Source organism: Acidocella sp. (genome assembly GCF_036489515.1).
In the GTDB taxonomy this organism is placed as follows: domain Bacteria; phylum Pseudomonadota; class Alphaproteobacteria; order Acetobacterales; family Acetobacteraceae; genus Acidocella.
In genome coordinates, this window is the sequence record NZ_DASXFO010000083.1 from 1 (window position 1) to 22892 (window position 22892).

The 22892-nt window shown below is 62.2% G+C and carries 25 protein-coding genes and 2 tRNA genes; 19 read left to right on the forward strand and 8 right to left on the reverse strand.

Annotated features, from left to right (window positions below; genetic code table 11):
* Window positions 1-359: 359 nt before the first annotated feature.
* Together VGG47_RS12350 and VGG47_RS12355 are read left to right on the forward strand one after the other, a co-directional pair.
* Entirely contained in the window at window positions 360-524 is a 165-nt protein-coding gene (locus VGG47_RS12350) for a hypothetical protein (protein WP_331538982.1), read from the forward strand.
* Between the two features lie 437 nt (window positions 525-961).
* Window positions 962-3406 carry a bifunctional diguanylate cyclase/phosphodiesterase gene (locus VGG47_RS12355; RefSeq protein WP_331538984.1) on the forward strand — a complete coding sequence of 815 codons (2445 nt, stop codon included), beginning with the start codon at window positions 962-964 and terminating at the stop codon, window positions 3404-3406.
* 89 nt (window positions 3407-3495) lie between these two features.
* Here the strand turns inward: VGG47_RS12355 and VGG47_RS12360 are convergent, their stop codons facing one another.
* Entirely contained in the window at window positions 3496-3957 is a 462-nt protein-coding gene (locus tag VGG47_RS12360) for a nuclear transport factor 2 family protein (protein WP_331538986.1), read from the reverse strand.
* 115 nt (window positions 3958-4072) lie between these two features.
* Here VGG47_RS12360 and VGG47_RS12365 point away from each other — a divergent pair, with 115 nt between their 5' ends.
* Window positions 4073-4762, forward strand: coding sequence for a hypothetical protein (locus tag VGG47_RS12365; RefSeq protein WP_331538988.1), 690 nt, complete (start codon window positions 4073-4075; stop codon window positions 4760-4762).
* 137 nt (window positions 4763-4899) lie between these two features.
* Here the strand turns inward: VGG47_RS12365 and VGG47_RS12370 are convergent.
* From VGG47_RS12370 to VGG47_RS12385, 4 genes are all read right to left on the reverse strand, one after another.
* Window positions 4900-4976, reverse strand: a tRNA-Arg gene (locus tag VGG47_RS12370).
* A 73-nt stretch (window positions 4977-5049) separates the two neighbouring features.
* Window positions 5050-5355: an ETC complex I subunit gene (locus VGG47_RS12375; protein ID WP_331538990.1), complete on the reverse strand. Its 306-nt coding sequence runs from the start codon at window positions 5353-5355 to the stop codon at window positions 5050-5052.
* 15 nt (window positions 5356-5370) lie between these two features.
* A tRNA-Pro gene (locus VGG47_RS12380) sits at window positions 5371-5447 on the reverse strand.
* Between the two features lie 55 nt (window positions 5448-5502).
* The gene (locus VGG47_RS12385; protein ID WP_331538992.1) at window positions 5503-5982 is read right to left on the reverse strand and encodes a DUF192 domain-containing protein; all 480 of its coding nucleotides are present in this window, start codon (window positions 5980-5982) and stop codon (window positions 5503-5505) included.
* 84 nt (window positions 5983-6066) lie between these two features.
* Between VGG47_RS12385 and VGG47_RS12390 the strand changes: the two genes are divergently transcribed.
* The 11 genes from VGG47_RS12390 (at window position 6067) to phnN (ending at window position 15214) form a co-directional block, all read left to right on the forward strand.
* On the forward strand, window positions 6067-7494 hold the full coding sequence (locus VGG47_RS12390) for an ArnT family glycosyltransferase (protein WP_331538994.1): 1428 nt from the start codon (window positions 6067-6069) through the stop codon (window positions 7492-7494).
* A gap of 251 nt (window positions 7495-7745) precedes the next feature.
* Window positions 7746-8417, forward strand: a complete 672-nt coding sequence (locus tag VGG47_RS12395) for a DapH/DapD/GlmU-related protein (protein ID WP_331538996.1) — start codon at window positions 7746-7748, stop codon at window positions 8415-8417.
* A 10-nt stretch (window positions 8418-8427) separates the two neighbouring features.
* On the forward strand, window positions 8428-8886 hold the full coding sequence (gene phnG / locus VGG47_RS12400) for a phosphonate C-P lyase system protein PhnG (RefSeq protein WP_331538998.1): 459 nt from the start codon (window positions 8428-8430) through the stop codon (window positions 8884-8886).
* A complete protein-coding gene (gene phnH, locus VGG47_RS12405; RefSeq protein ID WP_331539000.1) occupies window positions 8883-9449 on the forward strand; it encodes a phosphonate C-P lyase system protein PhnH in 567 nt (188 codons plus the stop codon). The genes phnG and phnH overlap by 4 nt, the downstream gene beginning before the upstream one ends.
* Entirely contained in the window at window positions 9450-10571 is a 1122-nt protein-coding gene (locus tag VGG47_RS12410; RefSeq protein WP_331539002.1) for a carbon-phosphorus lyase complex subunit PhnI, read from the forward strand.
* The gene (locus tag VGG47_RS12415) at window positions 10568-11401 is read left to right on the forward strand and encodes an alpha-D-ribose 1-methylphosphonate 5-phosphate C-P-lyase PhnJ (protein ID WP_331539004.1); all 834 of its coding nucleotides are present in this window, start codon (window positions 10568-10570) and stop codon (window positions 11399-11401) included. The genes VGG47_RS12410 and VGG47_RS12415 overlap by 4 nt, the downstream gene beginning before the upstream one ends.
* The gene (gene phnK / locus VGG47_RS12420; protein WP_331539006.1) at window positions 11398-12162 is read left to right on the forward strand and encodes a phosphonate C-P lyase system protein PhnK; all 765 of its coding nucleotides are present in this window, start codon (window positions 11398-11400) and stop codon (window positions 12160-12162) included. Before VGG47_RS12415 ends, phnK begins: the two co-directional genes overlap by 4 nt.
* Window positions 12159-12899 (forward strand): phosphonate C-P lyase system protein PhnL, encoded by a 741-nt coding sequence (gene phnL, locus VGG47_RS12425; protein WP_331539008.1) that lies wholly within the window; start codon window positions 12159-12161, stop codon window positions 12897-12899. The genes phnK and phnL overlap by 4 nt, the downstream gene beginning before the upstream one ends.
* Window positions 12896-14014 (forward strand): alpha-D-ribose 1-methylphosphonate 5-triphosphate diphosphatase, encoded by a 1119-nt coding sequence (locus VGG47_RS12430; RefSeq protein WP_331539010.1) that lies wholly within the window; start codon window positions 12896-12898, stop codon window positions 14012-14014. Before phnL ends, VGG47_RS12430 begins: the two co-directional genes overlap by 4 nt.
* Window positions 14007-14672: a DUF1045 domain-containing protein gene (locus tag VGG47_RS12435; protein ID WP_331539012.1), complete on the forward strand. Its 666-nt coding sequence runs from the start codon at window positions 14007-14009 to the stop codon at window positions 14670-14672. The genes VGG47_RS12430 and VGG47_RS12435 overlap by 8 nt, the downstream gene beginning before the upstream one ends.
* Window positions 14669-15214, forward strand: a complete 546-nt coding sequence (gene phnN / locus VGG47_RS12440) for a phosphonate metabolism protein/1,5-bisphosphokinase (PRPP-forming) PhnN (RefSeq protein ID WP_331539014.1) — start codon at window positions 14669-14671, stop codon at window positions 15212-15214. Before VGG47_RS12435 ends, phnN begins: the two co-directional genes overlap by 4 nt.
* Before the next feature lie 159 nt (window positions 15215-15373).
* Here the strand turns inward: phnN and VGG47_RS12445 are convergent, their stop codons facing one another.
* Together VGG47_RS12445 and phnF are read right to left on the reverse strand one after the other, a co-directional pair.
* A complete protein-coding gene (locus tag VGG47_RS12445; RefSeq protein WP_331539016.1) occupies window positions 15374-16489 on the reverse strand; it encodes an alpha-D-ribose 1-methylphosphonate 5-triphosphate diphosphatase in 1116 nt (371 codons plus the stop codon).
* Window positions 16489-17226 (reverse strand): phosphonate metabolism transcriptional regulator PhnF, encoded by a 738-nt coding sequence (gene phnF, locus VGG47_RS12450; RefSeq protein WP_331539018.1) that lies wholly within the window; start codon window positions 17224-17226, stop codon window positions 16489-16491. The genes VGG47_RS12445 and phnF overlap by 1 nt, the downstream gene beginning before the upstream one ends.
* A 165-nt stretch (window positions 17227-17391) precedes the next feature.
* Between phnF and VGG47_RS12455 the strand changes: the two genes are divergently transcribed.
* Genes VGG47_RS12455 through phnE form a run of 3 tightly spaced genes read left to right on the forward strand, consistent with a single transcriptional unit; the run spans window position 17392 to window position 19860 of the window.
* Window positions 17392-18282, forward strand: coding sequence for a phosphate/phosphite/phosphonate ABC transporter substrate-binding protein (locus VGG47_RS12455; RefSeq protein WP_331539020.1), 891 nt, complete (start codon window positions 17392-17394; stop codon window positions 18280-18282).
* 10 nt (window positions 18283-18292) lie between these two features.
* Complete coding sequence (gene phnC / locus VGG47_RS12460) at window positions 18293-19042, forward strand: phosphonate ABC transporter ATP-binding protein (RefSeq protein WP_331539030.1); 750 nt, start codon at window positions 18293-18295, stop codon at window positions 19040-19042.
* On the forward strand, window positions 19039-19860 hold the full coding sequence (gene phnE / locus VGG47_RS12465; RefSeq protein ID WP_331539022.1) for a phosphonate ABC transporter, permease protein PhnE: 822 nt from the start codon (window positions 19039-19041) through the stop codon (window positions 19858-19860). Before phnC ends, phnE begins: the two co-directional genes overlap by 4 nt.
* Window positions 19861-19979: 119 nt before the next feature.
* On the opposite strand, the gene VGG47_RS12470 is transcribed toward phnE, so the two are convergent.
* Complete coding sequence (locus tag VGG47_RS12470; protein ID WP_331539024.1) at window positions 19980-20606, reverse strand: YjbE family putative metal transport protein; 627 nt, start codon at window positions 20604-20606, stop codon at window positions 19980-19982.
* A gap of 85 nt (window positions 20607-20691) precedes the next feature.
* Between VGG47_RS12470 and purB the strand changes: the two genes are divergently transcribed.
* Complete coding sequence (gene purB, locus VGG47_RS12475; RefSeq protein ID WP_331539026.1) at window positions 20692-22026, forward strand: adenylosuccinate lyase; 1335 nt, start codon at window positions 20692-20694, stop codon at window positions 22024-22026.
* Window positions 22027-22042: 16 nt separating this feature from the next.
* Complete coding sequence (locus VGG47_RS12480) at window positions 22043-22738, forward strand: NRDE family protein (RefSeq protein WP_331539028.1); 696 nt, start codon at window positions 22043-22045, stop codon at window positions 22736-22738.
* Window positions 22739-22892 lie beyond the last annotated feature (154 nt).

Below are 22892 nucleotides of genomic sequence, written 5' to 3' on the forward strand. Positions count from 1 at the left end.
GGCTCAAGCCAACGATCAAGCTCTTCGGTCCAATCCAGTCCCGGGCGCACCATGGTCAGCCTCGTCAATGCCGACCACCCATGAATCACTCAAGAGCCGATTCGGGAATCCTAAAAACAACCGCAGTCAATAAAATCTGCCAAAGTAGTGCTAGTACCTCAGCACATAGGTTTTGACCGGTTGCACAGGGCGGATTGCGCTGTTTGTCATCGGTCGGGTTGGTGCTTGAGCGGGACAGCCGCTTCCGACCAGATCCGGACATTTAGCCCGCCTCACGCGAAGGCCCGCTCCCAGCAAAAGCGGTCGATCGAGCATCGGCGATCGCGCCACGCCGGTTCGAGCCTATAGCAAACAATGCCGTGCAAAATCTAAGAATTTCATTCCAAGTTAGCGGGCGTGTTCCGAGCCACGAGACGATCGCGCTGCGCGCCCAATGCTGCCGGGATACGTTGCACGAGGTGATCAAGGCGTTCGAGACAACGGAGACCAGTGCCGCGATCGAGCAACAGGCCGTTCGCGGGTAGATTGCCGGTATAGCGGCGCGTGGAGCCGCCGGCGGCGTCCTCTTTTGTATCAACACAGCCGCCTTGCTGCCGCGCGTGGCCTGCGCCTGGGTGGCCGCGCCCGTCTCCGGCGGAGATCCGTGGACGGCGGGGCAGGCTCTTCTCCGTCAAGGCGATCCAGCCAAGGGACACGCCGAAGAAGTGGCCTACTGGCCACCATCGATCGAGCGGTTTCTCCTCAGGCCATTTCCGTCTTGGGGTTGCCCGTATCCCTGGTGCCCCGAGCTGGCGCAGCTCGGGAGCAGCGTCGCGCAGTCTGGCGCGCCCATGAAACTGGAGGCTATGGTCCCAAGGATACCACTTTACATTGTCTCTTAAACAAAACAATACTACTTCAAATAAATCTGAGCCGACCTTATAGAAACGCCTCAAAAAAACTAACGACGCCAGGAAACGTAATGACTGAACAAACGAGTATATCGCGGATTTTCGATATCTTAAGTATGACGAGTGAGGCTATCCTTCGAGCAACCTCGCCTGAGGAGGTGCTTCTGCAAACCTGTTCTGCCGCCGTTCAAGGCGGAGAATTCGCCGCCGCGGCCGTCTTCATGGCCCAGACGGGTAGTCCGCTGCACTATGAAGCTGGCGCGGGCAAGGGCGCAGACAGGCTTGGGCGGTGGCAAGCTCCCGTTGATACTAACGTCGAACGCGCTCCCGACCTTATAAGCATTGCATTTCGCGAGATGAGACCTTGTATTGCCAATGACTATGCAAACGACGAGCGCGTGCGGGCCTGGCATGAAGAGGGAATTTCCATCGGCATTGGCGCTGCCATCGCCATGCCTATCGTGCAGAATGGATGCGCCACGGGCGTTTTTCTTTTTCTAACGCCTGGGGTCGGTTTATTCGATGACAAGGTTGTAGGTCTTATTGAACGGCTACTCGGGAATGTCGCATTTGCCTTGAATCGGCTGGAACGCGAGGCCGAGAGGGCGCACGTCAACCGGATGATCTCGGCGCTGAGTGAAAGCAATGAGGCAATCCTGCGCGCCGAGACACGTGAAAAACTGTTTAAACTGGTGTGCGAGGCAGCCATACAGGGGGGACGATTCACGTCTATCCACATCGGCTTAGCGGAACCTGAAAGCGACTTCCTCCGCATTGCAGCGTCGGTGGGCCCGGGTGCGGAAACATTTTTGAGTGTGCCCCTGGCAACCACGGTCAAGCATCCCGGAGGGCGTGGATTGACGGGCGCCGCCTTCCGGACACAGCGGCCCTGTATCAGCAATGACTATCTGGCTGACCAACAGGTCAACGATTTCCACAATGTGGCCCAGAAAACCGGTTCAAAATCCGGTGCCGGGCTGCCGCTGATCAGTCGCGGCGCGGCAGTTGGCGCCATGCTGTTCGTGTCCGCGGAGCGCAATACCTTTACGCCCGCGTTTGTCGAGCTTCTTGAGCGGCTTGCGGCAAACCTCTCCTTTGCGCTCGAGAATTTCGACCTGGCAGATGAAAGGAAGAAAGCAGAAGATCGGATCAGATATCTCGCTACGCATGACAGCCTGACCGATTTGCCGAACCGCCCGATGTTCGAGCAGTTACTGAGTTTTTCGATTAAGACGGCAACGCGCTATCAGCGGAAATGTGGCGTTCTGTTCATTGACCTTGACAGATTCAAAATCATTAATGATTCGCTCGGCCATGCGGTAGGAGACACCTTGCTGATCGAGGTGGCCAACAGATTGCGCAACAGCGTGCGTGCCAATGATGTGGTAGCGCGGCTTGGCGGCGACGAATTCATGATCCTGCTAAACGAGATCACGGAGAGTGTTCAGGTGGCGGCGATTACGCGCGACCTTCTGGCAGTATTGAGCAAGCCCCTAAAACTGTGCGGCCATGAATGCCGCGTGACGGCGAGTATCGGTGTCGCCATGTTCCCTGATGATGGCGCCGATGAACAAAACCTAACGAAGAATGCTGATATGGCAATGTACCTCGCCAAGACGGAGGGCAAGAATACCGTCAGGTTTTTCTCGAAGGAGCTTAAGACGCAATCCGTCGATGCCCTGATCATAGAATCTGGGCTGCAATACGCCTTGGATCGGAATGAATTTTGTCTGCACTATCAGCCAAAATTGAATGTTGTGACGGGACAGATCACCGGCGTCGAGGCGTTACTGCGCTGGAACAACCCGGAGATGGGATTCCTGTCGCCAATACAATTCATATCGATAGCTGAGGAAACCGGATTGATTCTACCAATCGGCGCTTGGGTCCTGAAGACAGCTTGCATGCAGAATATGGCGTGGCAGTACGAAGGCGGTGCGCCGCTGTCCATGGCCGTTAACGTTTCGCCACGTCAATTTTCTGACAAAAACCTATTGCGGGATGTTGACAATGCGCTTTCCTTAAGCGGCATGGCGCCGGAGCTTCTGCAGATCGAGATTACGGAGAGCATGCTGATGCTCAATGTGGAGCGCGCAATCCAGATATTGGATGCGCTTCAAAATCTCGGTGTGCGGATTGCGATTGATGATTTTGGAACCGGCTATTCGTCGATGTCTGCGATCAAGCAATTTCCGATCGATACGATCAAGATCGACAGATCATTTATTAGCGGTTTACCGCAGAACGCGCAGGATAAGGGAATCGCCCAGGCAGTCATCAGCATGAGCAAGGTACTTGGGTTGACGGTTATTGCCGAGGGCGTAGAGACCAAGGAGCAGGAGGGATTCCTGCGTGGGCAGGCTTGTGATGAAATGCAGGGTTTCTTGTTCAGCAAGCCGGTTTCGGCGGATCAAATGACGGCACTTCTGCAGTCACCGTCTCGTTTACTCAGAGCCCCCAACGCAGCTGGATTAGAAACAATTAGGTCTGACAAGCCAAAGATGTATGTTCAATAATGAATTCAGGCCAACATTATGCGCTTCGCGGGTTTTTCTGTTCTGCGAGCGAGCGCTCGACAGATAGGCATCCCTACGCCGACCAAATTTCAGGGCATCCGCTCGGCCCATTGCGCGCGCGAAGGCCCCGGCTCGAACGGATCGCCGAAATACTGGGTCTCGCGTCTCACCTTCCCATCGAGGAACTCCATGGTGCTCACGGTATAAGACGGCCGCCCGTCATAGGTTAGGACAAATTCAGTGACCCAGAGGTCGCCCACACCGACGATCCGCCGCACCGTGAAGCGTTTCCGCTTCGGCTGCGCTTCGCGGGACGACTGAATTTTCCGCCGTTCGCGGATGTGCTCGCCCGACTGCGGATATTCGAGCACCGCGTCCTCTCGATAGATCTGGTGCTCCCTCTCGAAGTCGTTCGCATCGGAGGCGGCCCAGTGATGATCCAGTGCCTGGAAAGCACCCGAAGGCGTCCATTTGATGGGTGTGACCCCGTTCCCAAAGGCCGGTGGCGGTGGTTGCCGAGGGTCAGGAAGACGAGTGTCGGAAACGGTCAAAACCTCTGTGCCGCGCGCCTAGAGCGGGATTATGTTTAGCTGAATCGCATTTTTAGCTTCGCGACGCGGCGCCATATCTGATTCAAACTACTGGCTGGACGGGAGGCCAGTATGGATGGCGAAGCCCTCTTCTCTGGACTTGCGTGAACGTGTTGCGGGTGACCGCGATGGGCCCAACATCTACGAGCTACACAAGCCTTGCGATCCTTGGTCGAACCACAACCGGAAAGGGGTGGCGTTGTCCTGGAATGCTCTGCACCCGAAGGCCAAAGACTTCCTGTTCACCGAGGGCACGCTGCAACAACTCTCCCTGGAAAACGCCGAGTACGCGCACGCGCTGGTAGCGGGGGATGAGCTTGGGCCATGGCACCGCCAAAAGAACTGGCTTGCGAAGGAAGAGCGGACGAAGAAGAGCCCGGCAACTATTTACGACGCCCGCCAAACGGCTGTCTGGCGGATGGTTGACACAGTGACCAGTACCGTGGCCGCCTCCAACGGCCAGCAAGTCCTTCGCACGGTGAAAGAGAAGCGCAGCGGCTTCGACAAGGAGGCACTGATGACCTACGTCGCCAACCTGCTCGCGGACCAGGACGGGCTATGCGCGGTCACGGGAATCAACCTGCAGTTTGACGGCGAGGAAGACGACAAGGAGCTGCTCTGTTCGCTGGACCGGATCGACAGTTCCGGCCACTACCAGCCTGGAAACCTCCAAGTGGTCTGCCGCTTCGTGAACCGCTGGAAGGGCGCCAGCCCGGATGCCGACTTCCGCCGGCTGGTTCAGTTGATCCAGACAAGCAGGTTCTGAGGCAGGCGAAACCCGTACCGGCGGCGTCCCTCGGCGCCTCGGGGGCTATTCGGGGGGAACTGTGGGGGACGGGGAAGCCACTCCTCGGGGCGGCCCTACAAGGACATCAAAAACCCCTTACATTTCAATGCAATAGCTGGCGCGCCCTGGTGGATTCGAACCACCGGCCTCAAGATTAGAAGTCTCGTGCTCTATCCAACTGAGCTAAGGGCGCGTTGGAGCTCGTGGTAACCCGCGTTTAGCTCCCTCGCAAGCTGGTTTTGCCGCAGAAGGCGGCGCGAACCGGCTTAGTGCGTCCAGTTTTCGCGGCGGTCGGCGCGGAAATTGTCGGCGTAGGATTTCGGTTTTTTGATCCGCGCGGTGGGGATCTCCAGGTCGTAGGGGATGCCGTTCTTCTCGGCATAGGCCAGGGCCGCCTCACGCGAGTCGAACATCACACGGATCTGCTGGCGCATATCGTCGCTGCCGGTCCAGCCCATCAGCGGATCGCGGATCTTGGCCTTCTCCGGCTCGTATTCCAGCACCCAGCGATGCGTCTTGGCGGTACCGGACTGCATGGCGGATTTCGTCGGCAAATAGATACGAGCCCGCATTCACCTTCTCCTCACTGGTCGGGGCGCCCGGATTCGAACCGGGGGCCTCTTGTACCCAAAACAAGCGCGCTACCAGGCTGCGCCACGCCCCGAACTTTGTTTCCACACGGCGCCAGGGCCGTTTTCCGACCCTGGTGCCGCGTTCGCTTAGCTGCCGCCCAGCTGCTTGGCAATGACCTTGTCGCCGACATTGATATCGTCGGCCGCGGTGATGCCCGCTTGCAGCTCCAGTGTGGCGATGACCGGCACGCCGCTGGAAATCGACCGCAGGCTGTAGGGCACGGTGTTCTCGGCGATCGCCTTGACCGTGTGGTCCGCGCCGATGAACACCATATCCAGCGGCGCGATGGTGTTCTTCATCCACATTTCCGAGACCTGCGGCTGCGGCCAGGGGAACAGCATGCCGGTATCGGCCGGGACCGAGGTGCGGAACATCAGCCCGGTATCCTGCTGCTGCGTGGTCAGCGCCATTTCCACGGAGAACACGTGGCTCTTGCCGTCATCGGAGATGATGGTGAGTTTTTCCGTCGGCAATTTCGGCTGCGGCCCCGTGGGGTCGTCGGTCTGCGCGCACGCCATCCCGGCCGTCATCACTGCCGCCACCAGACCCAAAGCAAGAACCTTCATAAATCCCTCATTCGCTGCATCACGTCACGCACCAACGCGCAGGGGTTGTAGCCGCCGGCGCCGCGCACGGCCAGTCTTGTCACCATGGACAAAGCCGGGTGCGGCTGCAATCACCGCTGGGTGACGACACGGCTCCTCCCCCCCTGGCTGATCGCGCTGCTGTTTTTCGGGACGACCCTGCTCAGCCGCATTCCAACCTTTTTCCAGTCGGTCCTTGATTGGGATGAGAGCCTGTATTTCCTCATGGCGCAGCAATGGCGCCACGGCCACCTGCCCTACACCACCATCTGGGACAACAAGCCGATCGGCATCTATGCCATTTTCGCCGCTTCCCAGGCGGTGTTTGGCGACCGGGTCGCCGCCATCCGCCTCGCCATGGTCCTGTGCGTGAGCGTGCTGGCCTTTGCCATGTCGCGGATCACGCGCGCTTTGACCGGCGACGAGGCGGCGGGGCTGCTCGCCGGGGGGGCGCTGATTCTGTGTTCCCTGAGCAATGACGGCCTCTCCTCCAACACCGAGCTGTTCATGGCCTGCTGCACCGCTTTGGCGGTTTGGGTGACCCTGACCTCGGAGCGGGCGTTTCTCGTCGGACTGCTGCTCGGCGCGGCGTTCATGATCAAATACGTCTCAGTCTTCGAGACACCGGCGATCTTTTTTCTTTTCCTGTTCCGCCATCGGCGGCCTGCCGCCGGCGTCAGCATGATTCTTGGCGCCGCCCTGCCCTTGGCGTTCGCCGCGCTGCTCTACGCCGCGCATGGGCGGCTCGGCTTGTGGTGGGCGTACAGCATCGCCTCGAATTTTCGCCGTGTGGATGCACCTTTCACGGCGCAGGCCTTCGCTTATGCGCTGCACACGGAGCTGCTGCGCTGGGGGACGATGTATTTGGCGGGGCTCGCCCTGCTGATCCTGGCCGCCGTCCGGCGGCGGGGCACTGACCTGTTCCTGGCCGCCTGGCTGATCGGCGGGGCGGTCGGCGTCGTCGTCGCGAAATCCTTCTACGACCATTATTTTCTGCAAGTCCTGCCGGTTCTGTGCGTCATCCTTGGCGTTTTGTTCGCGCGGTTGGGACAGACCGTATGGCTGCGCGTGGGCTTTGTGGTGGTCGCGCTCGCTTTGCCGGCCTGGGCGGCGAAAACCTCGGTCGCCTATATCCTGGCCCCCGACATTCCGGCCGAAATCGGCGCCGCCCTGAAGGCGGAGCCCGGCAGCCTGTACGTGTTCGACAGCCAGCCGATCATCTACGCGCTCGCCGACAAGACGCCGCCGACTCGCTTCGTGCTCCCCTCGGAGCTGATCGGGCGGTCGCTGCCGCGCGTGGCCGGCGATGATCCGGTCGCCGAGGTCGGGCGGATTCTTGCCGGAGCCCCAACATTCATCGTCCGCCGCAGCGCCCCGGAGACCAATCCCGCCATCATCAACCCAGAAGTCTACGCGGAAATGAACGCCGCTATCGCCGCGCATTACCACCTCTGGCGGCGCTATCCGGGGGTTCTCGTTTTTCAGCGGAATTAGACGAAGGAAAGCAGCCGCTTTTTGAAAAAAGCGGCGCAAAAACTTTTATTATGCTGGGCCATGGGCTGTGTCGGCGACAACGCCCATGACCCAGATTCATAAAGTTTTTTTGCTACTTTTTGTTCACAAAAAGTAGCCTTCCTTTGGCGCTGCAGGGCGCGATGTCATCGACCCTTCATAGAACCGCCACGAAATCGACGGCATTAGTCATCTAGATCACATTCGTCTTTAAATCCCACGGAAGGTTACCCATGGCGGCCGATCAAGCGTCTTACATCGATCCGGACAGCATGCGCGACAAGCTCTCCGACGCGCCGTCGATCGATCCGACCGCGCGAGTCCGCGACACTGTTTTTGGCCGTTTCAACGAGGTCGGCGCCCGCACCCGCGTGGCCGAGTCGGTCCTCGGCGACTATGCGTACATCGCCAACGACACCGATATTATTTATGCGGAGATCGGCAAGTTTTGCTCGATCGCCTCACAGGTCCGGATCAATCCCGGCAATCACCCGATTGAACGGCCGGCGCTCAACCATTTCACCTACCGCGCCAGCAAATACGGCCTGGGCCCAGACGAACCCGACTTCTTCGCCTGGCGCCGCAGCCATCGCGTGACGATCGGTCACGACGTGTGGATCGGCCATGGCGCGACCATCATGCCGGGGGTCACGATCGGCTGCGGCGCGGTGATCGGCTCCGGCGCGGTGGTCACCAAGGACGTGCCCGATTTCGCCATCATGGTCGGCGTGCCGGCCAAATCGCTCCGCTTCCGCTTCGCGCCGGAGATCTGCGAAAGCCTCAAAAAGATCGCATGGTGGAACTGGTCACAGGCGCAGCTCTCCGCCGCGCTGATGGATTTCAGGACCCTGCCGACCGAGCAATTTTGCGCCCGGTATCTTGACCAAGCCCCACTAACGGAGTAGATGTCTAGACATGTTTGACGCTCCCTCCTCTCTTTCGCCGCGCCAGATCTGGCTCGGCCTTTTGGCACGCGCCAGCCGCGAGCGGCTGTCGCAGCTGCTCGACTCTGCGCCACCGCTTCCCGGCTTCGAACGCCTGCGTGAGCCTGAATGTGGCATGGCCATGATTCGCGGCCGCATGGGCGGCAACGGCGCCCCGTTCAATCTCGGCGAGATGACCGTGACCCGTTGCTCGGTACGCGACGAGGCCGGCCGCGTCGGCCACGGCTACGCCGCCGGCCACGATCTCGAACAGGTCGAACTGGTGGCGCGGCTCGATGCCGTGTTGCAGGACGAAGCCTTGTTCGAGGCTTATGACCAAGCGGTGCTGCAGCCGCTGGCGCAGGCCCAGGCCACGCGCCGCCTCGAGACCGAGGCGCGGGCGAAGGCCACGGAAGTCAAATTCTTCACTTTGGCGACAATGCGCTCATGAAATTCTTTGCTCCTGGATTCACCTCCCCAACCGACGCCCAAAGCTGCTTTCGCGGCATTCTTCAGGCGCTCAGCACGCCCGGCGAAATCATCACGCTCGACCGGCCGGTTGGCCCGCCGCCCGGACTTTCGGGTGCGGCCGCCTCGGCGCTTTTGACGCTGGCCGATGCGACCGTGTCCGCCAGCCTGCCCGAGGGCGACAATGATGCGCGCGACTGGCTGGTCTTCCATGCCGGCGTGCAGATGACGGCGCCCGCGACCGCGGATTTCGTCATGGCCCGCGACCATTTCGACCTATCCCAGCTGAAGCAGGGCACGGACGACGTGCCGGAAGACGGGGCGACCCTGGTCCTCGATGTCGCATCGCTGGAAAGCGGCCGGGCCTTTCGCCTGACCGGACCGGGCATCGAGACGGAAACGCGCGTGAAGCTGCCTTTGAGCGCCACGTTCCTGACGGACTGGCGCCGCCAGGCTCACATCACGCCACGGGGCGTCGATGTCATTCTCTGCCACGAGACACGGATTATGGGACTGCCACGCAGCCTGACCATCGAGGAGATTTAGATGGCGTATGTTGCCGTCAAAGGCGGAGAGGCCGCCATTTCTGCCGCGCATTCCTGGCTTGCCGAGGCACGCCGGGGTGCACCCGACGTGCCGGGTCTGGACCTCGCGCAAATCACCGAACAGCTCGGCCGCGCCGTTGACCGCGTGATGGCGGAAGGGGCGCTGTATGACCGCGATCTCGCCGCACTCGCCATCAAACAGGCGCAGGGCGATCTGATCGAGGCCGCGTTCCTGCTGCGCGCCTACCGCACCACCCTGCCCCGCCTGATCGACACCACCCCGGTGGACACCAGCGCGATGCAGATTTTCCGCCGCGTCTCGGCGATCTTCAAGGATCTGCCGGGCGGCCAGCGTCTCGGGCCGACCACGGACTATACCCATCGGTTGCTCGATTTCAGCCTGGAAACCGCTGCTCCCGCACCCTTCGCGATGCCGGCCGGCGAGCCCGGCGCCATTGAGAAGATGCCGCGCGTGACCGACCTGCTCGGTGTTGAATCGCTGCTCGAAAACGACCCCACCGGCGACGAGACACCGGGCGATCTGACCATGGATCCGCTGGAATATCCGGCGCCGCGCGATTTGCGACTGCAGGGGCTGGCGCGTGGCGATGAGGGGTTTCTCCTGGCGCTCGGCTATTCGACCCAGCGCGGCTACGGCTCGACCCATCCCTTCGTCGGCGAGCTGCGCATGGGCGAGGTGGCGGTGAGCATCGTGCCGCCGGAACTGGGCTTCGCCATCGACATTGGCGACGTGACGCTGACGGAGTGTCAGATGGTCAACCAGTTCGGCGGCAGCAAGACCGTGCCGCCGCAGTTCACGCGCGGCTACGGGCTCTGCTTCGGCCATGCCGACCGCAAGGCGATGGCCATGTCGCTGGTCGACCGGGCCATGCGCGCCGGCGAACTGGGCGAAGAAGTGACGGCGCCGGCACAGAGTATCGAATTCGTGCTGTCCCACTGCGACAATATCGAGGCGACAGGCTTCGTCGAGCATTTGAAGCTGCCGCACCATGTGGATTTCCAGAGTGAGCTGGAGACGATCCGCGCCATGCGCGCCGAGGCACTCGCGGCGCTCGAGGCTCGGAAACTAAAAGAGACCAAGCGTGAAAGCGAGACGCTATGAAGGGCTATAATTTCGCCTATCTGGACGAACAGACGAAGCGGATGATCCGGCGCGCGATCCTCAAGGCGGTCGCCATTCCCGGTCATCAGATCCCCTTCGCGAGCCGGGAAATGCCTTTGCCTTACGGCTGGGGCACCGGCGGCATCCAGGTGACATCGTCGATCATCGGGCCGGATGACGTGCTGAAAGTCATCGACCAGGGCGCCGACGACACCACCAACGCGGTGTCGATCCGCGGGTTTTTCGCCCGCGTGGCCGGCGTGCGCACGACCACGCACACCAGCGAAGCCAGCATCGTGCAGACCCGCCACCGGATTCCGGAAGCAGCACTCCGGCCCGACCAGATCCTGGTCTACCAAGTGCCGCAGCCCGAGCCGCTGTTTCGCCTCGAGCCGAGCCGCCCCGTGGCACGGCGCCGCCACGCGATGGCGGAATATGGCGAAATGCATGTACGCCTGTACGAGGACATCACACGCTTTGGCCGCGTCGCCACGGCGTACGATCACCCGGTGATGGTGAACGAACGCTACCTGATGTCCCCCTCCCCGATCCCGGCTTTCGACAATCCGAAAATGCATCGCATGCCGGCGCTGCAGCTTTTTGGCGCGGGACGTGAGAAGCGCATTTATGCCGTGCCTCCCTTTACGAAAGTTCGCTCGCTGGATTTCGAGGATCACCCGTTCCACCCCGGACGCGCGCCGCATTGTTGTGAACTGTGCGGGAGCAAGACGAGCTATCTCGATGAGATCATCATCGACGATCAAGGCGGCAAGATGTTCGCCTGCTCGGATACCGATTTTTGCGAATCGAACCGGAGTGACGCGGCATGAATTTGCTCGAAGCCAGAAATCTTAACAAGCAGTTCGGGCGCATCACCGCGCTTGATGATGTCTCGATCGGTCTGCGGCGGCACGAAATTCTCGCCATCGTCGGCGAGAGCGGCTCCGGAAAGACCACGCTGCTGAACACGCTGGCCGGCAATGTCGCGCCCGATTCCGGCGACGTGTATTACGATCGGGGCCAAGGTTTGGCGCCGATCTCCGCACTCGGAGAATTGGGGCTGCGCCGGCTGCAGCGGGCGCAATGGGGGTTCATCCAGCAGGATCCGCGCCGCGCGCTGCGGATGAACGTCACCGCCGGCGGGAATATCGGCGAACGCCTGATGGCAGGCGGCGGGCGGCATTACGGCAATATCCGTGAGGTCGCGGCACGCTGGCTGGAGGCCGTGGAGATCGATCCGTCGCGGATCGATGATTATCCCCGGCACTTCTCCGGCGGCATGATGCAGCGCCTGCAGATCGCCGCAACGCTGGTGACCGAGCCGGAACTCGTGTTCATGGACGAACCCACCGGCGGCCTCGACGTTTCGGTTCAGGCGCGCATTCTCGACCTGATCCGCAGCCTGGTGCGGCGGCTGGGTCTTGCCGTGGTGCTGGTGACCCATGACATCGGCGTCGCGCGGCTGCTGGCTGACCGGCTCGTCGTCATGCGCCGGGGCCAGATCGTGGAGTCCGGCCTGACCGATCAGGTGCTGGACGATCCGCATCACGAATACACGCAACTCCTTGTTTCCTCGGTGCTGCCGGCATGAGCGATATTCTGGTCCAAGCCACTCGGCTTTCCAAAACCTTTACGCTGCATTTGCAGGCCGGCACGCAGCTGGACGTGCTGCGCGATACCTCGCTGACGGTGCGCGCAGGCTCATGCGTGGCCTTGGCCGGCCCTTCGGGGACCGGCAAATCCACCTTGCTGCGCAGCCTGTACGGTAATTATCTGGTCGACGAGGGCGAGATTCTGATCCGCCATAACGGGCGAATGATCGACCTCACCACGGCGGCGCCGGCGGAGATCATTGAAATCCGCCGCGCCACGCTCGGCTATGTCTCGCAATTCCTGCGCGCCATTCCGCGCGTCACGGCGTTGGACGTGGTCGCCACGGCCCTGACCGACCGCGGCGCCGATCTCGCCGCGGCCCGCAAGACCGCGGCGGCGATGCTGGAGCGCCTGGGCATCGGCCCGAGCCTGCACGGCCTGCCGCCCGCGACGTTTTCGGGCGGTGAGCAGCAGCGCGTGAACCTGGCCCGCGCCTTCGTTTGCGATTGGCCGATCATGCTGGTCGACGAGCCCACCGCCTCGCTCGATAACGCCAATCGCGACATCGTTATCGAGCTGATGCGCGAAGCCAAGGCCAGAGGTTCGGCGCTGATTGGTATTTTCCATGACGTGTTCGTGCGCGAGGCGATTGCGGATGAGGTGTTGGCCCTGGTACCTGTTTCGAACACACGCGCTGCCGGCGACGCGACGCGGAAGACTGAGGAACTTGCATGACCAGCCTGAGCAATGCCCAAATCGTCCTGCCGGGCAGCGTCCTGCAGGGCAGCCTGACGATCGAGAACGGCCGCATCGTGGCGATCGGCGATGCGCCCGCCGGGGAAAACATGGAAGGCGACTTCCTGATTCCCGGCATTATCGATCTTCACACCGATAATCTCGAACGCCAGGTTTTGCCGCGCAGCAATGCGCGCTGGCCCTCCCGCTCGGCGATGCTGGCGCATGACGCCCAATGCGCGGCCGCCGGCATCACCACGGTGTTCGACGCGCTCTGCCTGGGCGATATCGGCTTCGAGAAGGCCCGCAACGAGACCTTCCAAAACGGCTATAGCGATCTGCGCGAGCTGACCAATGCCGGCATGCTGAAGACCGACCATTTTCTGCATCTGCGCTGCGAGTTGCCGGCGCCGGAAATGCCGGAGCTGCTGGAGGTCGCCATCGATGACGAGCTGGTCCGTCTGGTCTCGGTCATGGACCACAGCCCTGGGCTCGGGCAATACGCGGACATCGAACGCTACCGCAAGATGCGCGAACGGGAAGGACACTCGCCCAGCAAGGTCGACGATGACGTCGTGAAGCTGCAGGCGAACCACCAGACCTACCATGCCCCGAACCGCGCGCTGGTGCTCGAGGCCGTGCAACGGCGGGGGATCCCGCTCGCCTCGCATGATGACCGGACCGATGAGGAAGTGGCGCGCAACCATGGCGAAGGCATCGCCATTTCCGAGTTCCCTGTGTCGCTTGAGGCCGCCCGTGCCGCGCGGCGCTTGAACATGAGCACCATCGCCGGCGCGCCCAACATCGTTCGCGGTGGGTCGCATTCCGGCAACGTCTCCGTCACGGATTTGATCCGCGCCGGGGTTCTGGATGCGCTGGCCTCCGACTATGTCCCCGCCGCGATGCTGGAAGCGGCGTTCTGCGCGGTGGCGCAGGGACTTCTGGCGTTGCCACAGGCGGTCGCGCTGATCACCTCCGGCCCGGCCGATATTGTCAAGCTGGCCGATCGCGGCCGGATTGCGGCTGGTTTGCGCGCCGACCTCGTCCAGGTGCGCCTGTTCAACGGCACGCCGGTGATCCGCGCCGTCTGGCATCAAGGCAAGCGCATTGCCTGAGCCGTATCGCGTCGCCTTGTACTACGCGCCCACAGCGGATGACCCGCTATGGGCGCGTGGTTGCACCTGGCTCGGCCGCGACCCCGAGACAAATGTCGAGATCCCTCAGCCCGACATCGACGGCATTCCGGCGCAGGTGAGCGAGCCGCAGCGCTACGGGTTTCATGCGACCCTGAAACCGCCGATGCAATTGACGGGAACGCTCGATGAGTTCCTGCACGACGTGAAAAGCTTTTGCCGCGAGCTGGCACCTTTCGCCATGCCCCGTTTGGACGTGACATTGCTCGGGCGTTTTATCGCCCTTTGCCCAAGCTCCGACGCCACGCAATTGCAGGCGCTGGCCGGTGCCTGCGTGATTTCGCTCGATGCCCACCGCCGGCCCGAAGACGCCGCCGCACAGGCACGGCGCGGCGCCGGCCGAACCGATTCACAACGGCATAACATCGCACAATGGGGTTACCCGTTCGTGATGGAGGATTGGCGTTTCCATATGACGCTGAGCAATCCAACCGCCGATGAGACGCTGGTGGAAGCCGCCAAGCCCCATTTTGCAGAGGCCCTGGCACTGCCGCGTCGCGTCGCGAGCGTCGCCGTCTTTGTCGAACACGTTGCGGGCGAACCATTTCGACTCCTTGAACGGATCCCATTCGGCACATGACACCTGGTCACCTTGTTCTGATCGTCGGCCCCTCAGGGGCCGGCAAAGACACGCTGTTGAATTTGGCGCGCACGCATTTTGCGGCCTGTGAGGATGTGGTGTTTCAGCGCCGCGTGATCACCCGCCCCGCCGATACGACAGAAGACCATGAGCCCATCACCGAAGCGGAATTCGAGGGGCGCGATTTCGCGCTGTCCTGGCGCGCGCATGGTCTGTGCTACGGCATTCCGCTCGACCTCGAGACGAAGCTGGAAGCGGGCAAGACCGTCATCACCAATGTCTCGCGCACGATCGTCGGCGGCGCGCGGCTGCGCTTTCGGACATTCCTGATCGAGATCACCGCCTCGCCGCATGTCTTGGCGGAACGCCTGGCCGGGCGCGGGCGCGAAACCGCCGCGGACATCGCCGCCCGGATCAAGCGCAGCGTCGCAACCGTCAGGCCGGATTCCGTCATCGTCAATGACAGCACGCCAGCCGAAGCGGCAGCTCAGTTGATTTCAGTTCTTGAAGCGTTGAGGCAAAGGAAAGAAGCCGCTTTTTAAAAAAAGCGGCGCAAAAATTTTTGTTATGCTGGGCCACGGGCGTTGGCGCAGACAAAGCCCATGGCCCAAATTAATAAAGTTTTTTTGCTTCTTTTTGTTCACAAAAAGAAGCCTTCCTTTTCTTAAAAAAAACGGCCGGATCGCTCCGGCCGTTTTGGCTTATTTGGCCTTGATCCGATCCATCGCGTCCGGCGCGACATAGGCGAGTTTCCCGCCCGCGATGGTCGCCACGATCCGCGGCAGCGGGCCTGGCTCGACGAGAACGACGTCACCGCGCTGGCCGACGGCAAGCTCGCCGCGATCGTCCAGCATGGCCATACGCGCGGCATTTTTCGTGACCAGCGCCACGGCGTCGGCAAAGCTGGTGCTCTCGTTGCGTGCCAGGCGGTAAACCGCGTGCAGCAGCGACGGATAGTGATAATCCGAACAGATCACCGAGCAGCAGCCCATCTTCACCAGATCCTCGGCGCCGTGCCAGCCGGTATGCGAACCGCCGCGCACGACATTCGGCGCGCCCATGACGGTAGGCTCATCGTTCGCGACCGCGTATTTCGCGACCTCGACCGTGGTCGGAAATTCACAGATTTTTGCGCCCAGCGCGCGGAAGGTGTCGCGCTCTTCGAGGCTGCCGTCGTCATGGCTTGCCATCGGGATACCGGCGGCGCGCGCGGCGGCCGCGAGCCGTTCCCTGACCGCGGCGATCTGCTCCGGCGTCACCGCGGCGGCACGTTGTACATCGGCCGCGAAAGCCTCGTAGCTCTGCCCGGCACGCTCGACCATTTTCGCCACCGCCGCCGGCTTCGGCAGCTTTTTCATGATGCTGGGTGCATGGTCGTTGAAAGACAGCATTTCGATATGACCGGCTTCGATATCCGCCACAGCCATATCTACACAATCAAGATTGGTCACCTCGAAGCGCACATGCAGTTTCAGGTCCGGCACCGAGCCTTTGGGCCGCGCCAGCACGGCGTCACGCACCATCTTGTAGGTCGCGGCGGAGCGCAGCCCGGCCTCCCACGACAGGGTGATCGCCAGATACGCCGTGGTGACGCCGGCCGCGAGCAGCTGCGACTCCAGCTCGGCAAAGGCGATGCCCACCGGCAGATAAACGCCGGGACGCGCCGCGATGGAACGTTCGAAGGCATCGCCATGCACGTCGATGAAGCCGGGCAGAATGTCCAAGCCGGTGGCATCGATCTCCACCCGCGCCGGCCCAGGCGCCGCGATCACACCACTTGTAATACGCGGGCCGCCTACAATCAGAATATCAGTCATCACGCCTCAAACACCAGTTGCACACGCGGTGCCGGATAACAGGTGGAGCCATATTCCACCACCTCTCCCGACGTCGTCGCGTTTAAAGTTTCACACGTTAGTAACGCATCAGTGCGCGCCATGCGCAGCAATCGGGCTTCCCGCACGTCGGGCATGCGCGCGCAGACGCGGGTCCACAGACGCGTATAATCCGCCACGCCCGCGGCCGACAAAGCCGCGGTGATCGAAAAATTTTTCTGCAAGGCCTCTTTGAGGCCAGGATAACGCGACGCTGGAAAAATATGCCGGGAGAGCGCGACCGGGCGATCATCGGCAGCACCAAGGCGTTCCAGGAGCACAACCATGTCGTCAGGCCCGAGTTGCAAAGCCTGCCCGGCGGCCTCGGCTTCCGGAAGAGAGTCGAGGCGTACTTCCTCGACCGTGAGAATCTCGCCGATCGGCGCGCGGTTATGGCTGCGGATCCATTCACTGAACCGCGGCCGCTTGCCGATGCGATAATCCATCACGTCTTCGGCAACGAAAGAGCCGCGCCCGTGCTCGGTGCGGATGATGCGGGCGTCGGAAAGTTCTTCGAGCGCACGCCGGATGGTATGGCGGTTGACTTTATATTGCGTAGCGAATTGCGCCTCGGTCGGGAGCTTTTCGCCCCTTGGGTAGAGGCCTTTCTCGATATCGCGCGCCACTTCGCTCGCGATCTGGCTCCACAAGGCCTCGCCTTTTTTCCATTCGATCGTCATCGCCAATCACATGACGCGCAACCGGATATTTGTCTAGATGTTTATGTGAGTCATAAAAACTTCATCGATCCGCAAACGCTTTGTCTTCAAACGCCGTTAAGCAGGGCCCCGTCGGCAACGACAACAAACCGCGTATCACCACGCAACAAGGGACCAGTTTCACCCATGAAGAAATTTGCTCTGGCCGCGCTTGGCCTGGCTTTCGCCGCCTCCGCGACCCCTGCTCTGGCTGCCAATTACTGCCCGGCAGGCGGTGCCATCCGCTTCGGTGTCGAGCCCTTCGAATCCAACGCCGTGCTGACCCCGATCTACGCCAAGGTCGGCGCGCTGATCAGCGCCGAGGTTGGCTGCCCTGTGCATATCTACATCGCGACGTCCTACAACGCCGAGATCGAGGCGATGCGCGCCGGCAAGCTGGAAATGGGCCAGTTCGGTCCCCTGGGCTACGTGCTGGCCCATCAGGTGGCCGACGCCCAGGCCATCGCCACGGTGGCCGACGCCAATGGCAACCCGTCCACCTACACCGCGTCCATCGCCACCTGGCCCGGCTCGGGCATCACCACGCTGGCGCAGGTCAAGGGTCATACCTTCGGCTATTCCGACCCTGCCTCCACCTCGGGCCACCTGTTCCCGGCCTACGCGCTGGCAGCGGCGGGCATCGATCCGAACAAAGGCGTCACGCCGCTTTATTCCGGGTCCCACACCGCCAGCTATGAAGCGCTGCTGAACCACAAGGTTCAGGCCGGCGAAATGAACAGCCAGGTGGTCAACGCGGCGACGCTCGCGGGCCAGTACGACCCCAAGAACTTCGTGGTGCTGTGGCAGTCCAAGCCGATCCCGCTGGATCCGATCGCGGTCTATGGGAAGATGAACCCGGTCCTGAAAGCCCGCCTCATCACGGCCCTGCAGCACCTGAAGCTCACCACCCTGACCCCGGCTGAGCAGAAGGTTCTCGGCACGCCGTCCGGCGAGCTGGTGCCGCAGAACGACGCCTCCTACGACCAGATCCGTTCGCTGGTGAGCGTGCTGCACATCAACCTGTCGAAACTGAGCTGAAGTGACTGCAATGCTGATCGAGGCGAAAAACCTCGGCAAGCGTTACGCAACCGGGAGGCTGGCGCTGCAAAGCGCCAGCTTTTCGGTCTCCGCGGGCGAGTTTGCCGTTATTCTGGGTGCTAATGGTAGCGGCAAGTCGACCATGATGCGCATTATCGCCGGCATCAGCAAGCCCACCGAGGGTGAAGTGCGGCTGGCCGGACAAGACATCACCACGCTCACAGGCCGTAAGTTGGCCGACGCCCGCATGGGGCTCGGGATGGTGTTCCAGCATGCGAATCTGGTGAAACGCCGCAGTGTGATTGCCAACGTGGTGTGCGGCACTCTGGGGCGCCACCGCAGCATCGCGACCTCCCTCGGCTTCCTGCCGGAAAGCGAATTTGGCCACGCCATGCAGTGCCTGGAACGGGTTGGTCTGGCCAAATTCGCGAACCAGCGCGCCAGCACGCTCTCCGGCGGCCAGGCGCAACGCGCCTCCATCGCCCGGGCACTGGCGCAGCGCCCGCATGCGCTGCTGGCCGACGAGCCGATCGCCAGCCTCGACCCGGAAGCCTCCGAGGAGGTCATGCGCCTGCTACGCCAACTCGCCAAGGATGAAGGCATGGCCGTGCTCGCCGTGCTGCACCAACCCGAACTCGCGCGCCGTTACGCCGACCGGCTGCTCGGCCTGCGCAAAGGTGTCATCGCCTTCGCCGACGCACCGGACAAAGTGTCGGACAGCGAGATCGATAGCCTCTACGAAGGATTCCACCCGGCATGAACTCACAGAATACAGATGTCATGACCTTGTCGGGCGGCGCTGCGGCGCCCGCATCCTCCAAAGTCGGCATGGTCAAGAAAATCAGCATCGGCATCATTCTGCTGCTGGTGCTGATCCAGGCGCTGTATGTGGTGCAGGCGCAGCCCGGAGAGCTGATCTCGGGCGTGCATGGCATGGCGGGCATCATCGCCCGCTCTCTGCCGCCCAACGTATCGGATCTGCAGACCCAGTTATGGCCGGCTCTGGAGACCATCGATATCGGGATTTTCGGCACGTTCTTCGCGGTGATTTTGGCGCTGCCGCTGGCCATTCTGGCCGCGCGCAACACCACGCCGGCGCGCCCCGCCTATGTGTTCGCGCGCGGCCTGATCGCGATCTGCCGTTCGGTGCCGGATCTGGTCTGGGCCCTGCTGTTCGTCACCGCGGTGGGCCTCGGTCCGTTCGCCGGCGCGCTGGCGCTGACGATCCATTCAATCGGCATGCTGGGACGGCTGCTCGCGGAAGTGATCGAGGACATGGATACGGGCCCGATGGAGGCCCTGTCCTCGACGGGCGCCGGCCGCCTGCAGGTCTTCAGCCATGCCGTCGTGCCGACCGTGCTGCCTTCGCTGCTGGGCATTTCGCTGTTCCGCCTGGATGAGAACATCCGCTCCTCACTGGTGCTGGGCTTTGTCGGCGCCGGCGGTATCGGCTTCCAGCTGCTGACGGCGATGAACCTGTTCGACTATCCGACGGTGTCGACCCTGCTGGTCATGACCTTCATCATCGTCATGGGCGCGGAGCGTATGTCGGCCTGGCTGCGCAAGCGGGTCGCATGAAGAAAGCGGCCGCTTTTTGAAAAAAGCGGCGCAAAAACTTTTGTTATGCTGGGCCTGAGGCTTTGTCCGCGACAACGCCCATGGCCCAGCATTAACAAAGTTTTTTTGCTACTTTTTGTTCACAAAAAGTAGCCTTTCCCTTCGCTTACCTTAGGCAGATGCCGAAGAACTTCGCCAAGCCCGTCATGGATCATCGTGACGGAAACATAGAAAACGATCGCCAGGCCAACCCAGGCGAGCCAGCGGAACCGGTTCAGCAGACGGGCGACCAGGCTGGCGGCGACCCCCATCAAGGCGACCGATACCAGCAGCCCGACCGCGAGCACCGCAGGGTGCGCCCTCGCCGCCCCGGCCACGGCCAGCACATTGTCGAGGCTCATCGAGAGATCGGCGATGATGATGCGCCAGATGGCCGTCCGGAGCCGGGTATCGGGCTGATGCCCGGCAAGATGCGTCTCGGGCCGGCGCAGTTCGCGGGCCGATTTCCACACCACCCAGAGCAGCAACAGGCCGCCCGCCAAGGTCAGGCCGATCAGGGCCAGCAGTCGCAGCGCGACAAGGGCGAAACCGACACGGATGGCGGTGGCCCCGGCGATCCCGACCCATATGGCGCGCCGTCGCTGCGCGGGAGGAAGGCCATTGACGGCCAGACCGATGACCAAGGCATTGTCACCGGCCAGGACCAGATCAATGACCAACACCTGCGCCAGGATCGGCCCGAGGGTGAGCAATGCGTTGAAACTCATGGCCCCTCGACCTGACCAGCCGTTGGTGTCTTGTCAACGCCGCATGGGAAGGTTACGCGAACCTGTCTTTGCCCAAGGAGCCGCCATGATCCCCCGCTATACCCGCAAACAGGCCGCCGCCATCTGGTCGCCGGAAAACCGCTACCGGATCTGGTTTGAAATCGAGGCCCTCGCCTGCGAGGCGATGGCGGCGATCGGCACCATCCCGCCCGAGGCGGCTGCGGTCATTCGCCAGCGCGGCGACGCGAAACTGGCGGCCATCGGCCCGGCGGACATCGAGCGGATCGACGAGATCGAGCGCGAGACGCGGCACGACGTGATCGCGTTCCTGACCTGGCTCGCCGAGTCGGTGGGACCGGAAAGCCGCTTCGTCCATCAGGGGCTCACCTCCTCGGACGTTCTCGACACCTGCCTCGCGGTGCAGCTGACCCAGGCGGCTGATCTGCTTCTGGCCGACCTCGACGACGTGCTCGCCGCCCTGAAGAAACGGGCCTTCGAACACAAGCAGACGCTGACCATCGGCCGCAGCCATGGCATCCATGCCGAGCCGACGAGCTTTGGCCTGAAACTGGCCGGGCATTATGCGGAATTCCAGCGCAACCGGGTGCGGCTGGAAGCCGCACGGCAGGAAATCGCCACCTGCGCCATTTCCGGTGCGGTTGGCACCTTCGCGCATGTGGATCCGGCCGTGGAGGCCTATGTGGCCGCCAGACTGGGCCTGGCGGTCGAGCCGGTCTCCACGCAGGTGTTGCCGCGCGACCGGCATGCCGCCTTCTTCGCGACGCTCGGGGTCATCGCCTCCGGCGTTGAACGGCTGGCGACGGAAGTGCGCCACCTGCAACGCTCCGAAGTGCGCGAGGCCGAGGAGTTTTTCCATGCCGGGCAAAAGGGCTCGTCAGCGATGCCCCATAAGCGCAACCCCGTGCTTTCGGAAAATCTCTGTGGCCTGGCGCGGCTCGTGCGTGCCGCCGTCATTCCGGCGATGGAAAACGTCGCCCTCTGGCATGAGCGGGATATCAGCCACTCCTCGGTCGAACGGGGCATCGGGCCGGATGCGACGGTGACGCTGGATTTCGCGCTGAGCCGCCTGGCGGGAATGATCGACAAGCTCACGATCTATCCTGAGCAGATGCTGGAAAACCTCGAGAGCCTCGGCGGTGTCGTGCATTCCGGCGAGGTCCTGCTGGCGCTGACCAAGGCCGGTATTCTGCGCGAGGACGCCTACAAAATCGTCCAGCGCAACGCCATGGCGACCTGGACGAAGCTCGGCAAACCGGGCGGCCAGAATTTCCGCGCCAATCTGTTGGCGGATCCTGAAGTCGCGGGGCGCGTCTCTGAGGATGTGATCGATGCGGCGATGGATTCCAAGCTGCACCTGGCACAGGTCGATGTGATTTTCGCCCGCGTCTTCAACAGCTAGCAAGCACCACACCGTCATGTGCTCGATCATTTTACGAACGGGTTCTGATGGGGTGCTGATCGGCGCCAACCGTGACGAAATTTTAGCGCGCTCCTGGGAGGGGCCGGCGGAATATTGGCCGGGGATTATCGGCGGCCGTGACCTCCTGGGCGGCGGGACGTGGATGGCGATCAACCGCCACGGTGTGCTGGCCGCCGTCTTGAACCGGCACGGCAGCCTGGGTCCGGCGCCGGGAAAACGCAGCCGCGGGGAACTGCCGCTCCTGGCACTGCGTGAAACCAGCGCCAAGGCGGCGGCGGAGCGGCTCCGCGATCTCGATGCCGGCGCCTATCGCAGTTTCAATCTGGTGCTCGCGGACCCGGGCGGCGCTTTTCTGCTCCGCGGGTTGGAGCACGGCACACCGGACGTGCAGGCGCTGGCGTCCGGCACCGTCATGCTCACCTCGGGTGAGCCTAACGATATGTCATTGCCGCGCATCGCCCGGCATCTACCCAAATTCACCACCGCGGATTTTTCCGACTGGGGCGCTTTGCTGGCCGATCGTTCGCCACCCTGGGGGAGTTCTCTCAACATTCCCGAGCGTGACGGATTCGGCACGGCGTGTTCGTCGCTGCTGCATTTAAGCCCGACGGCAGCCCCGCAATGGTGGTTCGCTGCCGGTGCGCCACACGCAGCTGCGTTCGAAACTGTGCCGCTTTGGAGCGCAGAGTAAAGCAAAAGGAAGACTACTTTTTGTGAACAAAAAGTAGCAAAAAAACTTTATTACTAACCCGGCCGCCAAATAGGTATCACGCTCTTCGTCATGCGGCATATCGGACATCAGCCGCCTGAAAGAAGGAACGCACCTTTTCCGGCCGGCGTTGCAG

Bases quoted from the DNA above. Each gene is read 5' to 3' on its own strand.
- VGG47_RS12355 (WP_331538984.1), top strand. From the start codon at position 962: ATGACTGAACAAACGAGTATATCGCGGATTTTCGATATCTTAAGTATG.
- VGG47_RS12365 (WP_331538988.1), top strand. From the start codon at position 4,073: ATGGCGAAGCCCTCTTCTCTGGACTTGCGTGAACGTGTTGCGGGTGAC.
- VGG47_RS12375 (WP_331538990.1), bottom strand. From the start codon at position 5,355: ATGCGGGCTCGTATCTATTTGCCGACGAAATCCGCCATGCAGTCCGGT.
- VGG47_RS12385 (WP_331538992.1), bottom strand. From the start codon at position 5,982: ATGAAGGTTCTTGCTTTGGGTCTGGTGGCGGCAGTGATGACGGCCGGG.
- VGG47_RS12390 (WP_331538994.1), top strand. From the start codon at position 6,067: ATGGACAAAGCCGGGTGCGGCTGCAATCACCGCTGGGTGACGACACGG.
- VGG47_RS12395 (WP_331538996.1), top strand. From the start codon at position 7,746: ATGGCGGCCGATCAAGCGTCTTACATCGATCCGGACAGCATGCGCGAC.
- phnG (WP_331538998.1), top strand. From the start codon at position 8,428: ATGTTTGACGCTCCCTCCTCTCTTTCGCCGCGCCAGATCTGGCTCGGC.
- phnH (WP_331539000.1), top strand. From the start codon at position 8,883: ATGAAATTCTTTGCTCCTGGATTCACCTCCCCAACCGACGCCCAAAGC.
- VGG47_RS12410 (WP_331539002.1), top strand. From the start codon at position 9,450: ATGGCGTATGTTGCCGTCAAAGGCGGAGAGGCCGCCATTTCTGCCGCG.
- VGG47_RS12415 (WP_331539004.1), top strand. From the start codon at position 10,568: ATGAAGGGCTATAATTTCGCCTATCTGGACGAACAGACGAAGCGGATG.
- phnK (WP_331539006.1), top strand. From the start codon at position 11,398: ATGAATTTGCTCGAAGCCAGAAATCTTAACAAGCAGTTCGGGCGCATC.
- phnL (WP_331539008.1), top strand. From the start codon at position 12,159: ATGAGCGATATTCTGGTCCAAGCCACTCGGCTTTCCAAAACCTTTACG.
- VGG47_RS12430 (WP_331539010.1), top strand. From the start codon at position 12,896: ATGACCAGCCTGAGCAATGCCCAAATCGTCCTGCCGGGCAGCGTCCTG.
- phnN (WP_331539014.1), top strand. From the start codon at position 14,669: ATGACACCTGGTCACCTTGTTCTGATCGTCGGCCCCTCAGGGGCCGGC.
- VGG47_RS12445 (WP_331539016.1), bottom strand. From the start codon at position 16,489: ATGACTGATATTCTGATTGTAGGCGGCCCGCGTATTACAAGTGGTGTG.
- phnF (WP_331539018.1), bottom strand. From the start codon at position 17,226: ATGACGATCGAATGGAAAAAAGGCGAGGCCTTGTGGAGCCAGATCGCG.
- VGG47_RS12455 (WP_331539020.1), top strand. From the start codon at position 17,392: ATGAAGAAATTTGCTCTGGCCGCGCTTGGCCTGGCTTTCGCCGCCTCC.
- phnC (WP_331539030.1), top strand. From the start codon at position 18,293: ATGCTGATCGAGGCGAAAAACCTCGGCAAGCGTTACGCAACCGGGAGG.
- phnE (WP_331539022.1), top strand. From the start codon at position 19,039: ATGAACTCACAGAATACAGATGTCATGACCTTGTCGGGCGGCGCTGCG.
- VGG47_RS12470 (WP_331539024.1), bottom strand. From the start codon at position 20,606: ATGAGTTTCAACGCATTGCTCACCCTCGGGCCGATCCTGGCGCAGGTG.
- purB (WP_331539026.1), top strand. From the start codon at position 20,692: ATGATCCCCCGCTATACCCGCAAACAGGCCGCCGCCATCTGGTCGCCG.
- VGG47_RS12480 (WP_331539028.1), top strand. From the start codon at position 22,043: ATGTGCTCGATCATTTTACGAACGGGTTCTGATGGGGTGCTGATCGGC.